Origin of the sequence: Sulfitobacter noctilucicola, assembly GCF_000622385.1 — a bacterium.
In the GTDB taxonomy this organism is placed as follows: domain Bacteria; phylum Pseudomonadota; class Alphaproteobacteria; order Rhodobacterales; family Rhodobacteraceae; genus Sulfitobacter; species Sulfitobacter noctilucicola.
This window is the reverse complement of the sequence record NZ_JASD01000008.1, coordinates 1,192,730-1,205,432: the sequence shown is the minus strand read 5'-3', so window position 1 is coordinate 1,205,432 and position 12,703 is coordinate 1,192,730. Positions and strand designations below refer to the sequence as shown.

The window sequence follows — 12,703 nt, the reverse complement described above, 5'->3', positions numbered from 1 at the left end:
GGGTTGCCTCATCTGATATTCCGACACCGCGAACCCGGCGGGTCAGGCACATCGGCTGTGTGGCCTGGTGCAACTAGGCCACCTGAGCCGCCCGCGCGTTCCGTTGCCCTTTCCACCGTTGTCCAAGCCGTGTATGTGCCGCGCACCATCCCCATAAAAATGGAGAAATCAAATGGGTTATCGCGTCGCCGTCGTGGGCGCCACTGGCAATGTGGGCCGCGAAATGCTGAACATTCTGGCCGAGCGCCAGTTCCCTGTGGACGAAATTGTGGCTTTGGCCAGCCGTCGTTCCATGGGTACGGAAATCAGCTTTGGTGACAAGACGCTGAAATGCAAAGACCTTGATACGTTTGATTTCACGGGCTGGGATATGGCTTTGTTCGCCGTGGGCTCGGACGCGACCAAAAAGTATGCACCCGGTGCAGCCAAAGCAGGTTGCGTCGTGATTGATAACTCGTCGCTCTATCGTTACGATTCGGAAGTGCCGCTGATCGTACCCGAAGTGAACCCGCAAGCGATTCACGACTACGCGAAGAAAAACATCATCGCGAACCCCAACTGTTCGACCGCGCAGATGGTTGTAGCGCTTAAGCCGCTGCATGACCGCGCGACGATCAAACGTGTCGTGGTAAGCACATATCAGTCCGTATCCGGTGCCGGTAAAGAAGGTGCAGACGAGCTGTGGGATCAGACCAAATCGATCTACAACCCGACATCCGATGTTCCGCCGTCAAAGTTCACGAAGCAGATCGCATTTAACGTCATTCCGCATATCGACGTCTTCATGGAAGACGGATCGACCAAGGAAGAGTGGAAGATGGTCGCCGAGACGAAAAAGATCGTTGACCCCAAGATCAAGGTAACAGCGACCTGTGTGCGCGTCCCTGTTTTTGTCGGGCACTCCGAAGCGATCAATATCGAGTTCGAAGATCATCTGGACGAAGACGAGGCGCGTGACATCCTGCGTGAAGCACCGGGTGTCATGGTGATCGACAAGCGTGAGGACGGCGGCTACGTGACGCCGATCGAATGCGTTGGTGATTTTGCTACCTTCATCAGTCGCATCCGTCAGGACAGCACGATCGATAACGGTCTGAACCTGTGGTGTGTTTCCGATAACTTGCGCAAAGGTGCTGCGCTGAACGCTGTTCAGATTGCAGAGCTGTTGGGTCGTGAGGTTCTGAAAAAGGGATAATCACTCTTTTTCAATGACAAAAAGATTTGCAGCGGCATCGATCAGTTCAAGCTGTTCGGTGCCGCCTTTCTTTCGTGTCATTCATGCCCCGCCACAATTACTGCCGAGCTTAGGCGCATGAAGCCGGCGGACGTAGCATCCCCGAAGTAAATCCTGCGGTAGTTTCAACGTCACAGTCTCCATACCGGAAAACTGAAAGCGAATCGGTCTATGCTGCGTTAGAAACGCTCGGCCCGCAGGACATCGCAGTCTGTGACGGTCACAATGCCGATATGCCGCTCCACAACAGAAAACGCACCATCCAGCAGATCGTCCAGCCGCTCTGGCTTAATGATGCAGACCACCTGCACCATACCCGCCGCGCGGCTGATCTGTCCCGACCGGTTCCATGCGCCTGACCGCCCCGATCCTCCCAACACAGGCAGTACCGTATATCCGGTAACACCCGCCTTGTTCAGTGCATCCGTCAGACGCGACTGCATGACTGCCTCAATGGTGATTTCGACACGTTTTGCGCGATGGGTTTGCAATGGCTCAGCCTCCTGTCACCGCCTGGGCTATTGCCACATAAAGCGGAATACCAAGCGTCAGGTTAAACGGGAAAGTGACACCCAAAGAGAGCGTCAGATACAGCGAGGGATTGGCTTCGGGCAAGGCTACACGCATCGCCGCCGGGACCGCGATGTAAGACGCCGAAGCCGACAGCACCATAATCAGTGTTACACCACCGGTGGAAAGACCAAGCAAAAGGCCCGCGCCAAGGCCGATGGCCGCAGCGACCAAAGGCATGACAATGCCAAACGTCAACACGCCGGGCCGTAAAATACCCCCGCCTTCACGCAAGCCACGGCCAGCGACCAGCCCCATATCCAACAGGAAGAGGCACAAAACACCCTTGAAAGGAGACACGATAAAGCTGGAGATCTCTGCCAGACCTTCTTCGCCTGTGGCCCATCCGATGAAGAACGCGCCGACCAGCAGGACGATCGACCCGTTGAGCATAATTTCCCGCATCAACGCACCGTCCATACCCTTGGACTGCCCACCGGCACCGCGCGCCACAAGCCACAGCGCCGAGAGGATCGCGGGCGCTTCCATCGCCGCAGCGACGGCGACCATATACCCCTCAAAGCCGATTCCACGGCTTTCAAGGATGGAAGACGCAGCAACAAAGGTAACGATCGAGATCGAGCCGTAGTGCGCCGCAACCGCCGCAGCATCGAGGCGATTCATCTGCGTCATCACCTGCAGCAGGCCAAAGGCAATTAAAGGCAGCGCAGCTGAAAGGACAACGCCGACCAACAAGGCCATCCCCAGTTTGACGTCAATGCCATGTGCCGCAACGCTGACGCCGCCTTTGAAACCGATAGCAAAGAGCAGATAGATAGACAGCCCTTTGGCCACCGCTTCGGGAATGCTCAAATCAGAGCGCGCCAGCGATGCGGCCACACCCAGAACAAACGACAGAATAATCGGCGAGATCAGATTGTCCGCTGCCAATGAGAATAGCTGTTCCATATGCTATGGTCCTAAACTGGGTGGAATGCGCCGCTTTCGGGGCTGTAGTTTTCCAACGACCCTTCTCCGATGTCGTTCCACAACCCGTGAAGGGTCAACTCTCCGGCATTCACCTTTTCCTCGATCCAGGGAAAGGTCATCAGGTTCTGCAACGATGTTACGACCGCCTGCTTTTCCATCTCGCGTGCCTGCTCTTTGTCGTCGGCAATATCGCGCACGCTTTCGAAACGCGGGCGAAGGATATCCATCCAGCGACCTACAAAACTGCCTTTGTCCTCAAGCTCGGGCGCGTGGCCCTTGCACATGTCGATACAGCCCTGAATGCCGCCGCAACCAGAATGGCCAAGCACCATCAGATTACTGACCTTCAACACCTGCACCGCATACTCAACAGCAGCCGAAGTCCCGTGGTGATCACCGTCCGGCTGGAAGGGGGGCACCAGATTGGCGATATTTCGGTGGATAAAGAACTCACCCTGATCCGCACCGAAGATGGATATCACATTCACCCGACTGTCACAGCAGGCAATGACCATCGCACGGGGATGCTGGCCGTCAGACGCGAGCCTGCGATACCATGCTTTGTTGTCCGCATACCCGGTTGCTTTCCAACCGTGATATCGTTGTACCAGATAGTTTGGCAGGGGCCGTACCCTATGCATAATGAGGCCTCGTCCTTTGTCATTGTCGCGCAGGGATATAGTAAATTTTCAAAGGTTTCGAGAGAAAAGGGAGGTTGGCCTCAACCATTTCATCACCTCTTTGTCTCACGGTGTGCATCAGCCGTGGGGGCTGAATAGTGGGGTGATACAAAATGCAGGTTCTGCAAATTAATCCGGTCGAACAAGTGAGTGTCGATCAGGATCGTCTGGGTGCGCTTTATTCCCAGTTGGGAGAAGCGGGGGCAGAGGATGTCGTTTGCCGCGCGTTGGAAGAATTATCATTGCGCTTGTCGCATAGCGAAGCGCTTTTTCGGGAAAGCGCGTGGTCGGAGTTGCGCAAGAACACGCGGTCCTTGATTGCTATCGCAGAGCAGATCGGGATGAAGGCGCTTAGCCATGTTGCCGGTGATGTGACCTATAGCATCGACCGGTCCGATACTGTCGCTGTTGCGGCCACTTTATCGCGCCTGCTACGGATCGGCGAGCGGTCGTTGACTGCCGTCTGGGACATTCAGGACATTACACTCTGAGCGGTTGCGGGGGCGGTGGAAAACGCTAGGCTGAGATGCAGCACAACTCTCTAGGATCCTTATGCCACAGACTTTCGCCGATCCCGCCGCCGCGTCCATCCCGCTTCATGTTATCAGTGAAGAACAGCTGGAAAACTGGCTTTCCGAACAACCAGAGCGTAACCGTTCCTGGTTGAAGGCGCAGGGCTTTACCGGTGCCTTGGGTCAGGCAGTTACACTGCCGGATGATGAGGGTGGCATAGCACTGGCAGCCATCGGTTTCGGGACTGAAAAAGCACGCAAACGCGGTCGTTTCCATCTGGCCGCTGCCGCACCGAAACTTCCCGAAGGTGTCTACAAGATCGCAAGCGGGCTGGAGCAAACTGTCGCCGAAAACGAGTGCCTTGGATGGTTGCTCGCTGGTTATCGGTTTGACCGCTATAGCAAACAATCCCCCCTGCAGGCAGAGCTTGTCGCGCCTGATAGCGTAGATGTCAAAAAGATCGAAGCCCGTGCCGCTGGCGAGACGTTGACGCGCGATCTTATCAATACGCCTGCCAGCGATATGGGTCCGCCCGATCTGGAACTGGCGGCTCGCGATCTCGCGAAACAGCATAATGCAAGAATCACCGTGACCACCGGAGAGGACCTGCTTACCCAGAACTTCCCGATGATCCATACGGTTGGCCGCGCGGCAGACCGTGCGCCGCGTCTGATTGATATGCGGTGGGGCAGCAATGGGCCAAAGCTGACGCTGGTCGGCAAGGGTGTCTGCTTTGATACCGGCGGGCTAAACCTAAAACCCGGCGCGTCGATGGGTTTGATGAAAAAGGATATGGGCGGTGCTGCGGCAGTCTTGGGACTGGCCCATATGATCATGGCAACCGGTCTAGGCGTTCAGCTTCGGGTTCTCATTCCAGCGGTCGAGAATTCCGTTTCAGGCAATGCATTCAGGCCCGGTGACATTCTGACTTCACGCAAGGGTCTGACGGTCGAGATCAACAACACCGATGCCGAAGGGCGTCTGGTTCTTGCCGATGCCCTTGCCTTGGCAGATGAGGAAAGCCCCGACCAGATCATTTCGATGGCGACCCTTACAGGTGCCGCGCGGGTGGCAGTCGGACCGGACCTCGCCCCTTATTTCAGCGATGATGCCGGCTTTGTGTCAGCGCTTGAGACTGCGGCGGTTGCACAGGATGATCCGGTTTGGCGCTTGCCGTTTCACGATCCTTACGAGCCGATGATCGAACCCGGCATTGCCGATCTGGACAACGCCCCCAAGGGCGGTTTTGCGGGTTGCATTACAGCAGCACTTTTCCTGCGCCGGTTTGTCACACAGAGCCCATACGCACATTTCGACATTTACGGCTGGCAGCCAGCCGATGCGCCTGCACGCCAAAAAGGTGGGGTGGGTCAGGCGACGCGTGCATTACATGCGGCACTGACCCCGCTGCTGAACCTATGAGCGATCCGCGTCTGACCCCTGATCCTGCGCTTGTGACAGGCAGTACCAGCGCGCGGATCATCAGACCTGTTGTCGACCTGTGCCGCAGTCCCGAAGGCCCACGCGATCGTCAGTTGCTGTTCGGGGAAACGGTTACGGTTCTGGGTGACGTGGACGGATGGTCCTACGTGCAATCGGTGAAGGACGGCTATTGCGGCCACCTGCGATCGGCTTGTCTTGGGCCGGATCAAACCGCGACGCATATCGTCAGCGCGCCAGCCACCCATGTATACGCGCGCGCAGATTTCAAATCAGCGGACCGGATGAGCCTTAGCCACGCCAGCCGCCTTCGTGTGACAGATACGGACGGCAGATTTGCCTGCACCTCTATCGGGTACGTGCCACTTGTACATCTGACGGAAATCACCACCAGAGGCACCGACCCCGCTGACATTGCGGCGCTTTTTCTCGGGACGCCTTATCTTTGGGGCGGCAACAGCCGGTTCGGGATCGACTGTTCCGGCGTAGTGCAAGCAGCACTATTGGCATGCGGCCTGCCCTGCCCTGGCGACAGTGACATGCAGCAAAGCCTCGGCGTAGCTGCCGATGGCGGATACAGGCGCAACGATCTGTTATTCTGGAAAGGCCACGTGGCACTGGTCACGAGTGCGGACCAGCTGATCCATGCGAATGCCGGTGCCATGGCCTGCGTCTATGAAGGCATCGAAGAAACGATCCATCGTATTGAAACGCAAGGCGACGGGCCGGTGACAGCCCACCGGCGTCTGCCATCACTCCACAGCGCGGATGAGCTTGCGCTCTAGAACACGCAGTACTGATTTAAGATCGTGTCCCCGTCGCAGGATTTGGCCGCCCGGCCCGACCACGGCATACATACCTTGACGATTGCGCAATTTCGGGCGTTTTTCGATGCGGTATAGCGGAATTTCGGCAGTGCGCCGGAAGACCGAAAACACGGCCATCTCTTTCAGGCATGAGATACCGTAATCACGCCATTCGCCCGCGGCCACCATGCGCCCGTATAAAGACAGGATCACCGACAATTCGGTCCGGTGGAAGGCAACCTGTTCGGGAGGGCGTTCAAATGGAGTTGTCTGGGGAGGGATATGGACTGTCATATAAATATAGTTGCGTTCTTCGACCCTCAAATCAAGGGCGCAAATCAAACGCTTCGCATATCTTAAATGTTGAAAGCGTTACAAAATGGTGTCAATGTTCGAAATTATGAAACATGATGCTCCTTCTGAAATGACCCCGCAGATGCGTGCCCGAAAATGTGCGGATCTGATGTTCGCATCCGACAGCGCCTCGCCCGGATTGGGCATGGCGATTACAGATATCGGGCCGGGCCATGCAACGATGACAATGACCGTGCGGCAGGACATGCTGAACGGACACCGCATTTGTCACGGTGGTTTCATCTTTACGCTGGCTGACAGCGCCTTTGCCTTTGCCTGCAACAGCTACAACCAGCTGGTCGTCGCTCAACAGAACCAGATTACGTATCTGTCGCCGGGAAAAGAGGGCGAGGTTCTGACAGCGACCGCAACAGAAGCGTCCCGCAGCGGCCGCTCTGGTGTTTATGATGTGCGCGTCACCGGAGAGGACGGCCGCGCAGTTGCCTTGTTTCGCGGTCTTTCGCGCAGCGTCAAAGGGCAGCATTTCCCCGAGGAGGAGACCACGGAATGAAAGACCTCACGCCGGAAAAAGGGACGCTGGACCCGATAGAAATCGCAAGCCGCGACGAGATTTCAGCGCTACAACTTGAGCGGATGCAGTGGTCGCTGAGACATGCCTATGACAACGTCCCGTTCTATAAAAAGAGCTTTGACGCGGCGGGCGTTCATCCGGATGACCTGAAAGACCTGTCCGATCTGGCCAAATTCCCCTTCACGGTAAAGACTGACCTGCGCGACAATTATCCCTTCAAAATGTTTGCTGTTCCACGCGAAAAGGTTGCCCGCATCCATGCGTCATCAGGGACCACGGGCCAGCCAACCGTCGTCGGCTATACCCAGACCGATCTGGACAACTGGGCCAGCGTTGTGGCGCGATCGTTGCGGGCGGCAGGGATGCGGCCTGGCGATATGCTGCACAATGCCTATGGCTACGGTCTTTTTACCGGCGGACTTGGCATCCATCTGGGGGCTGATGCGCTGGGGCTTTCGACCTATCCCGTGTCGGGGGGCATGACACCGCGCCAGGTGCGCCTCATCGACGATTTCAAACCTAAAGGTATCACTGTCACACCATCCTATGCGCTTTCCATCCTTGATGAATTCGCCGCACAGGGGCTCGATCCGCGGGAAAGCTCGCTGGAAGTCGGGATTTTTGGCGCGGAGCCGTGGACAAACGCCATGCGTCAGGAGATCGAACAAGCCTTTGATATGCATGCGGTTGATATCTACGGACTATCGGAGGTGATGGGGCCCGGTGTTTCCATGGAGTGTGTGGAGACCAAAGACGGGCTGCACATTTGGGAAGACCACTTCTATCCCGAGATCATTAATCCCGAAACCGGTGAGCCGGTGGCAGAAGGCGAACAGGGAGAGCTGGTGTTTACCTCGCTCACGAAAGAAGCCTTTCCGATCATTCGCTACCGCACCCGCGATCTGACGCGGCTCTTGCCCGGCACGGCACGTAGCATGCGACGGATGGAAAAGGTCACTGGACGCAGTGACGACATGATTATCTTGCGGGGCGTGAACGTCTTTCCCACCCAGATCGAAGAGGCGCTGATGGCCACAACAGGTCTGGCTCCGCATTTCCAGATCGAGCTGAGCCGCCCTGACCGGATGGACCAGATGCGCGTACTATGTGAATGCGCTGACATGAGCGTTAATGCCGAAGCACGGCAGATCGCAGCCCGCGCAATGGCCGCGCAGATCAAACAGACCGTGGGCATCAGTGTTGCGATCGAAGTGGCGGATGTAGGCGGCGTGCCACGATCCGAGGGCAAAGCCGTGAGGATCGTGGACAACCGGCCCAAGGAGTAGGATCAGCCGCAGTCGATAGCGATAATCGTATCCGTCTCATCCAGCTTGATGTTCAGGCGCGCAGGATTAAAATCTGTCGTCACAGGCTGATCCAGACGGTAGGTGCGCTTTGGCTCTGGCAAGGACAGGTCGACCACGGCATCCTGTCCGATCAGGTTCTGGTAAGCTGTCGCATTGCAGGTATCCGGGCCGGAGGCAGTCGCGCGGGTGCTGGATGACTTTTGCGCCATCGGCGCACCACATCCAGCCAGCATCGCGGCCGCGGCCATCACACAGATTACAGTCTTCATCTCATCTCTCCTATTGTCTTTTCGGTTCCGTAGCGGGCCAGAAACATCTCGACGGCCCCTTTTACAACGCGGTCAATCTCAGCGTCGGATACAGTCTTGCTGACACCAAAGATCAATCTTGGCCAGATATCAGCCTTGCACAATTCGCCAAACTGGTCGGCGGCCAGCTTGCAGTCGTCAAGCTGCAACTCACCGCGTGCGGCGGCGTCCTGAAAATATGCGATCATCTCGGCCTGCATCACGGCAGGTCCGGAGTTGTAGAATTGCTGGCCGATTTGGGGAAAACGATCTGATTCCGCCACGCAAATCCGGAAAATCTGTAGTCCGAAGTCAGAGGTGATGAAACGTAGGAAATGCTGTCCCAAATGGCTCAGCACCAGATGCGGTGGGCCTGAAGATGCGATATTCTCTACCGCTTCCTGTGACTGCCGCCCACACTCCGCATTGGCGACCTCCATAAACAGAACCCGCTTATCAGGAAAGTAGCTGTACAGCGTCGCCTTGGACACCGCAGCAACGCGGGCGATTTCATCAACACTCGCACCCTCAAAGCCGTCAGCCATGAAGACCGCACGCGCACCTGCAAGTACCTGATCGAATTTGCGGCCTTTGCGGACCTGTGGCGCGTCAGATGTCATTTGGGTCCCGAAACGAAAGAAGGACAGAGTATAAACTGAACTGTTTAGTTCCAAGGGCTATTTCTGCAATCCATCTTGCACGGCCTTCAGTCAGCACTTAGAATAATTCTAAATGGGGAGCAGGCCATGCGATTTGCACTTAACAGAAAGCGTTTCAGAGATTTGTCGGAGCAAGAGGTGCTGGCACTCGCCATTTCCTCAGAGGAAGACGATGCGCGAATCTATCGCGGGTATGCCGAAAGCTTGCGAACGGAATATCCCCAATCAGCTGCGGTGTTTGATGGCATGGCAGCAGAAGAAGACGACCACCGCAAGCGCCTGATTGACCTGCACGAAGTCCGCTTTGGCCCAACAATTCCACTGATCCGGCGCGAACATGTCTCTGGCTATTACGCGCGCCGTCCCGTTTGGCTGGTCGAGAATTTGGGTCTGGATCGCATCCGCGCAGAAGCGGCTGCGATGGAGCAGGATGCGGAGCGTTTCTATCTTGCCGCCGCGGCACGCACCAGCGATGCGCAGACACGCAAATTGCTGGGTGATCTGGCGGCGGCGGAAGCTGGTCATCAGAATACGGCCCAAGACCTTAGCGACCAACATCTGGACGACGAAAGCCTTGCATCGGAAGACGACCGCGCGCGTCGGCAGTTTTTGTTGACTTGGGTGCAGCCGGGTTTGGCCGGGCTGATGGACGGGTCCGTGTCTACCCTCGCCCCGATCTTTGCTACCGCTTTCGCCACTCAGGATACATGGACTACCTTCCTGGTCGGCCTTGCCGCGTCGGTCGGTGCAGGTATCTCGATGGGTTTCACAGAGGCGGCCTCTGATGATGGTCAATTGTCGGGGCGCGGCTCTCCCTGGAAGCGCGGTTTTGCCTCCGGCATCATGACAACATTGGGCGGATTGGGTCACGCCCTGCCCTATCTGATTACCGACTTCTGGACGGCGACAATCATCGCCTTTGCCGTCGTGTTTATCGAACTTTGGGCAATTGCATGGATCCAGAACAAATACATGGACACGCCATTTTTCCGTGCGGCGTTTCAAGTGGTGATTGGTGGCGCGCTTGTGTTTGCGGCAGGGGTGTTGATCGGCTCGGGCTAGGCACTCTCTAGCCGATTTTCACTAGTGCTCTTTGCCATCGCGGGTTATCCCTGAGGGATGCTCGCGATCTTCCTAAAGACATTGCCTTTCTTTGCCCTGATCGGGGTCGGCTACTGGGCCGGACGCACCCGGTTTTTCAGCGCCGAGGCCACGGCCTATCTGACGAAATTTGTGTTCTACTTTGCTTTGTCGGCGATGCTTTTCCGTTTTTCGGCGAACCTGTCACTGGTCGAGGTCTGGGACACACGCATGGTGGTCGCCTATCTTTGGGGCACGTCGTTTGTGTACGGCATCGCATCGCTCGTCGGCTTTTTACGCGGCCTCGACGTTGCGACAAACGCCATCGAAGCGCAATGTGCCGTGATCGGGAACGCGGGGTTTCTCGGCGTGCCGATGCTGGCGCTTTTGTTGGGGCCAGAGGCGATTGGCCCCGTGCTGATGGTATTGGCCGTTGATCTTATTGTATTTTCCAGTCTGATCGTGATCCTGATTACCGGCGCACGAGACGGTCAGGTCAGTCTGCGCATGGTCCGCGCTATTGCGCTGGGGCTGGTTAAGAACCCGATGATTGTTGCGATCACATTAGGATTTGCGTGGTCAGGATTGGGTGTGCCGATCCCCGTGCCATTAAACGAATTCCTCGATATTCTGGGCGGTGCTGCGACGCCCGGCGCGCTTTTTGCGATCGGTGCGTCACTGGCGTTGACCAAACCCGACAAAATGCAGATTGCAGGCTGGCTTACCTTTTGCAAACTGGTGCTGCATCCACTGTTCGTCGGCTTCGCCGCGCTGTTTCTTTTCGGTGTTGATCCTTTCAAGGCGGGCGTGCTGATCGCGGCAGCTGCACTGCCGGTGGCGGGCAATGTCTATATGCTCGCGCAACACTACGGTGTCGCGCCTGCACGCGTCTCAACCGCGATCCTCGTCTCGACCGTGCTCAGTATTCTGACCGTCAGCCTTGTGGTGGGCTGGGTCACCCCGTAACACACCTTCAAAAGGACCATGACATGAAAACCATTTCCGAGAATGCCTGCTTTGGCGGGACCCAAGGGGTCTATTCACACGCATCGGCTGTTTGTCAGTGCGATATGACATTCGGGCTGTTTCTGCCCGCAGAAGCAAAGGACGGCCCTGTGCCGGTTCTTTGGTATCTCTCCGGTCTGACTTGCACCCATGAGAACGCCATGACCAAAGCTGGCGCGCAGGTATGGGCCGCCGAACATGGCATCGCACTTGTATTTCCTGATACATCACCGCGCGGCGAAGATGTCGCAGATGATGAAGCCTACGACCTTGGCAAGGGTGCGGGATTCTATGTGAATGCCACACAGACACCATGGGCACCGCATTTCCAGATGTGGGACTATATCGCTGAGGAATTGCCGAAACTTTTGGGCAAAAACTTTGCCCTCGATATGGAGCGGCAGGGCATCACAGGCCATTCGATGGGCGGCCATGGTGCGCTGACGCTGGCGATGAACCTGCCGGGGCGCTTCCTCTCCGTCTCTGCCTTCGCGCCGATCGCCAATCCCACGGCGAGCGATTGGGGCCGTAAACAACTCACTGCATATCTGGGTGAGGAAACCGCGAAATGGGCCAAGCATGACGCGACCCTGTTAATGCAAGAAACGGACTTTGACGGACCAATCCTGATCGACCAAGGCGCAAGCGATCAATTTCTTGACCTGCTGATGCCCGAAGCGCTGGCTGGTGCGATTGCCGCCAAACGGCAGCAGGGCACCTTCCGGATGCAACCCGGGTACGACCACAGCTATTTCTTCGTCGCGTCCTTCATTGAGGACCACGTCGCCTTCCACGCCGACGCGCTTTATGCAGGTTAAGCGATGACGGCGCTCTACATCGATGCGGATGCCTGCCCGGTCAAAGAAGAGGCCGAGCGGGTTGCGACCCGCCATAAGATCAAGATGTTCGTTGTGTCCAACGGTGGTTTGCGTCCGTCCCAAAATCCCTTTGTCGAAACTGTCATTGTCGCTGATGGCCCGGACGTCGCGGACATGTGGATTGCCGACCGGTGCGGGGCGGGCGACGTGGTCGTGACGGGAGATATCCCGCTAGCTGCCAAGTGCGTCGAAGCAGGTGCGCGCGTGCTTAAACACAGTGGCGAAGCGCTGACGGCGGCGAACATCGGCAACGTTCTGGCGACACGCGATCTGATGGCTGACCTGCGGGCGGCGGACCCTTTCCGGCAAGGCGGCGGCAAGAGCTTTACAAAGGCGGACCGCTCCCGTTTTCTCGAAGCGCTGGAACGTGAATTGCGGGCGGCAGCAAGGACATGATCATTGCTCAGGATCCAACGCTGTTGGACACC

Annotated in this window: 16 protein-coding genes; 10 read left to right on the top strand and 6 right to left on the bottom strand. The window is 57.0% G+C overall.

All coding sequences use genetic code 11. From position 1 onward, the window contains the following. Positions 1-172 precede the first annotated feature (172 nt). A complete protein-coding gene (locus tag Z946_RS0109630; RefSeq protein ID WP_025055528.1) occupies positions 173-1,195 on the top strand; it encodes an aspartate-semialdehyde dehydrogenase in 1,023 nt (340 codons plus the stop codon). A 218-nt stretch (positions 1,196-1,413) separates the two neighbouring features. On the opposite strand, the gene Z946_RS0109620 is transcribed toward Z946_RS0109630, so the two are convergent. Genes Z946_RS0109620 through Z946_RS0109610 form a run of 3 tightly spaced genes read right to left on the bottom strand, consistent with a single transcriptional unit; the run spans position 1,414 to position 3,375 of the window. Next, the gene (locus Z946_RS0109620; RefSeq protein ID WP_025055527.1) at positions 1,414-1,725 is read right to left on the bottom strand and encodes a P-II family nitrogen regulator; all 312 of its coding nucleotides are present in this window, start codon (positions 1,723-1,725) and stop codon (positions 1,414-1,416) included. Positions 1,726-1,729: 4 nt separating this feature from the next. Continuing rightward, on the bottom strand, positions 1,730-2,713 hold the full coding sequence (locus Z946_RS0109615; RefSeq protein WP_025055526.1) for a sodium-dependent bicarbonate transport family permease: 984 nt from the start codon (positions 2,711-2,713) through the stop codon (positions 1,730-1,732). A gap of 11 nt (positions 2,714-2,724) precedes the next feature. Next, positions 2,725-3,375, bottom strand: a complete 651-nt coding sequence (locus Z946_RS0109610; protein ID WP_025055525.1) for a carbonic anhydrase — start codon at positions 3,373-3,375, stop codon at positions 2,725-2,727. Positions 3,376-3,527: 152 nt separating this feature from the next. Here Z946_RS0109610 and Z946_RS0109605 point away from each other — a divergent pair, with 152 nt between their 5' ends. The 3 genes from Z946_RS0109605 to Z946_RS0109595 all read left to right on the top strand — a co-directional run bounded on the left by Z946_RS0109605 (position 3,528) and on the right by Z946_RS0109595 (position 6,152). Further along, positions 3,528-3,905: a hypothetical protein gene (locus Z946_RS0109605; RefSeq protein WP_025055524.1), complete on the top strand. Its 378-nt coding sequence runs from the start codon at positions 3,528-3,530 to the stop codon at positions 3,903-3,905. Between the two features lie 61 nt (positions 3,906-3,966). Further along, a complete protein-coding gene (locus tag Z946_RS0109600) occupies positions 3,967-5,349 on the top strand; it encodes a leucyl aminopeptidase family protein (RefSeq protein ID WP_025055523.1) in 1,383 nt (460 codons plus the stop codon). Next, entirely contained in the window at positions 5,346-6,152 is an 807-nt protein-coding gene (locus Z946_RS0109595; RefSeq protein WP_025055522.1) for a C40 family peptidase, read from the top strand. Before Z946_RS0109600 ends, Z946_RS0109595 begins: the two co-directional genes overlap by 4 nt. Here the strand turns inward: Z946_RS0109595 and Z946_RS0109590 are convergent. Beyond that, positions 6,120-6,467, bottom strand: a complete 348-nt coding sequence (locus Z946_RS0109590) for a DUF2794 domain-containing protein (RefSeq protein ID WP_025055521.1) — start codon at positions 6,465-6,467, stop codon at positions 6,120-6,122. The genes Z946_RS0109595 and Z946_RS0109590 overlap by 33 nt on opposite strands. 130 nt (positions 6,468-6,597) lie before the next feature. Between Z946_RS0109590 and paaI the strand changes: the two genes are divergently transcribed. Both paaI and paaK read left to right on the top strand, forming a co-directional pair. Further along, entirely contained in the window at positions 6,598-7,038 is a 441-nt protein-coding gene (paaI, locus tag Z946_RS0109585; RefSeq protein ID WP_025055520.1) for a hydroxyphenylacetyl-CoA thioesterase PaaI, read from the top strand. After that, the gene (paaK, locus tag Z946_RS0109580) at positions 7,035-8,345 is read left to right on the top strand and encodes a phenylacetate--CoA ligase PaaK (RefSeq protein ID WP_025055519.1); all 1,311 of its coding nucleotides are present in this window, start codon (positions 7,035-7,037) and stop codon (positions 8,343-8,345) included. The genes paaI and paaK overlap by 4 nt, the downstream gene beginning before the upstream one ends. 2 nt (positions 8,346-8,347) lie before the next feature. Here paaK and Z946_RS0109575 read toward each other — a convergent pair whose 3' ends face one another. Further along, positions 8,348-8,635 carry an I78 family peptidase inhibitor gene (locus Z946_RS0109575; protein ID WP_025055518.1) on the bottom strand — a complete coding sequence of 96 codons (288 nt, stop codon included), beginning with the start codon at positions 8,633-8,635 and terminating at the stop codon, positions 8,348-8,350. Further along, positions 8,632-9,273 carry a TetR/AcrR family transcriptional regulator gene (locus Z946_RS0109570; RefSeq protein WP_025055517.1) on the bottom strand — a complete coding sequence of 214 codons (642 nt, stop codon included), beginning with the start codon at positions 9,271-9,273 and terminating at the stop codon, positions 8,632-8,634. The genes Z946_RS0109575 and Z946_RS0109570 overlap by 4 nt, the downstream gene beginning before the upstream one ends. Before the next feature lie 126 nt (positions 9,274-9,399). On the opposite strand from Z946_RS0109570, the gene mbfA reads away from it, so the two are divergent. Genes mbfA through Z946_RS0109550 form a run of 4 tightly spaced genes read left to right on the top strand, consistent with a single transcriptional unit; the run spans position 9,400 to position 12,671 of the window. After that, positions 9,400-10,374: an iron exporter MbfA gene (gene mbfA, locus Z946_RS0109565; RefSeq protein WP_025055516.1), complete on the top strand. Its 975-nt coding sequence runs from the start codon at positions 9,400-9,402 to the stop codon at positions 10,372-10,374. A gap of 57 nt (positions 10,375-10,431) precedes the next feature. Beyond that, positions 10,432-11,358 carry an AEC family transporter gene (locus tag Z946_RS0109560; protein ID WP_025055515.1) on the top strand — a complete coding sequence of 309 codons (927 nt, stop codon included), beginning with the start codon at positions 10,432-10,434 and terminating at the stop codon, positions 11,356-11,358. Positions 11,359-11,381: 23 nt separating this feature from the next. Further along, positions 11,382-12,215, top strand: coding sequence for an S-formylglutathione hydrolase (gene fghA, locus Z946_RS0109555; protein ID WP_025055514.1), 834 nt, complete (start codon positions 11,382-11,384; stop codon positions 12,213-12,215). Between the two features lie 3 nt (positions 12,216-12,218). Next, positions 12,219-12,671 carry a YaiI/YqxD family protein gene (locus Z946_RS0109550; RefSeq protein WP_025055513.1) on the top strand — a complete coding sequence of 151 codons (453 nt, stop codon included), beginning with the start codon at positions 12,219-12,221 and terminating at the stop codon, positions 12,669-12,671. Positions 12,672-12,703 lie beyond the last annotated feature (32 nt).

Coding starts and splice junctions, on each gene's coding strand:
- Z946_RS0109630 (WP_025055528.1), top strand. CDS start 173: ATGGGTTATCGCGTCGCCGTCGTGGGCGCCACTGGCAATGTGGGCCGC.
- Z946_RS0109615 (WP_025055526.1), bottom strand. CDS start 2,713: ATGGAACAGCTATTCTCATTGGCAGCGGACAATCTGATCTCGCCGATT.
- Z946_RS0109610 (WP_025055525.1), bottom strand. CDS start 3,375: ATGCATAGGGTACGGCCCCTGCCAAACTATCTGGTACAACGATATCAC.
- Z946_RS0109605 (WP_025055524.1), top strand. CDS start 3,528: ATGCAGGTTCTGCAAATTAATCCGGTCGAACAAGTGAGTGTCGATCAG.
- Z946_RS0109600 (WP_025055523.1), top strand. CDS start 3,967: ATGCCACAGACTTTCGCCGATCCCGCCGCCGCGTCCATCCCGCTTCAT.
- Z946_RS0109595 (WP_025055522.1), top strand. CDS start 5,346: ATGAGCGATCCGCGTCTGACCCCTGATCCTGCGCTTGTGACAGGCAGT.
- Z946_RS0109590 (WP_025055521.1), bottom strand. CDS start 6,467: ATGACAGTCCATATCCCTCCCCAGACAACTCCATTTGAACGCCCTCCC.
- paaI (WP_025055520.1), top strand. CDS start 6,598: ATGACCCCGCAGATGCGTGCCCGAAAATGTGCGGATCTGATGTTCGCA.
- paaK (WP_025055519.1), top strand. CDS start 7,035: ATGAAAGACCTCACGCCGGAAAAAGGGACGCTGGACCCGATAGAAATC.
- Z946_RS0109575 (WP_025055518.1), bottom strand. CDS start 8,635: ATGAAGACTGTAATCTGTGTGATGGCCGCGGCCGCGATGCTGGCTGGA.
- Z946_RS0109570 (WP_025055517.1), bottom strand. CDS start 9,273: ATGACATCTGACGCGCCACAGGTCCGCAAAGGCCGCAAATTCGATCAG.
- mbfA (WP_025055516.1), top strand. CDS start 9,400: ATGCGATTTGCACTTAACAGAAAGCGTTTCAGAGATTTGTCGGAGCAA.
- Z946_RS0109560 (WP_025055515.1), top strand. CDS start 10,432: ATGCTCGCGATCTTCCTAAAGACATTGCCTTTCTTTGCCCTGATCGGG.
- fghA (WP_025055514.1), top strand. CDS start 11,382: ATGAAAACCATTTCCGAGAATGCCTGCTTTGGCGGGACCCAAGGGGTC.
- Z946_RS0109550 (WP_025055513.1), top strand. CDS start 12,219: ATGACGGCGCTCTACATCGATGCGGATGCCTGCCCGGTCAAAGAAGAG.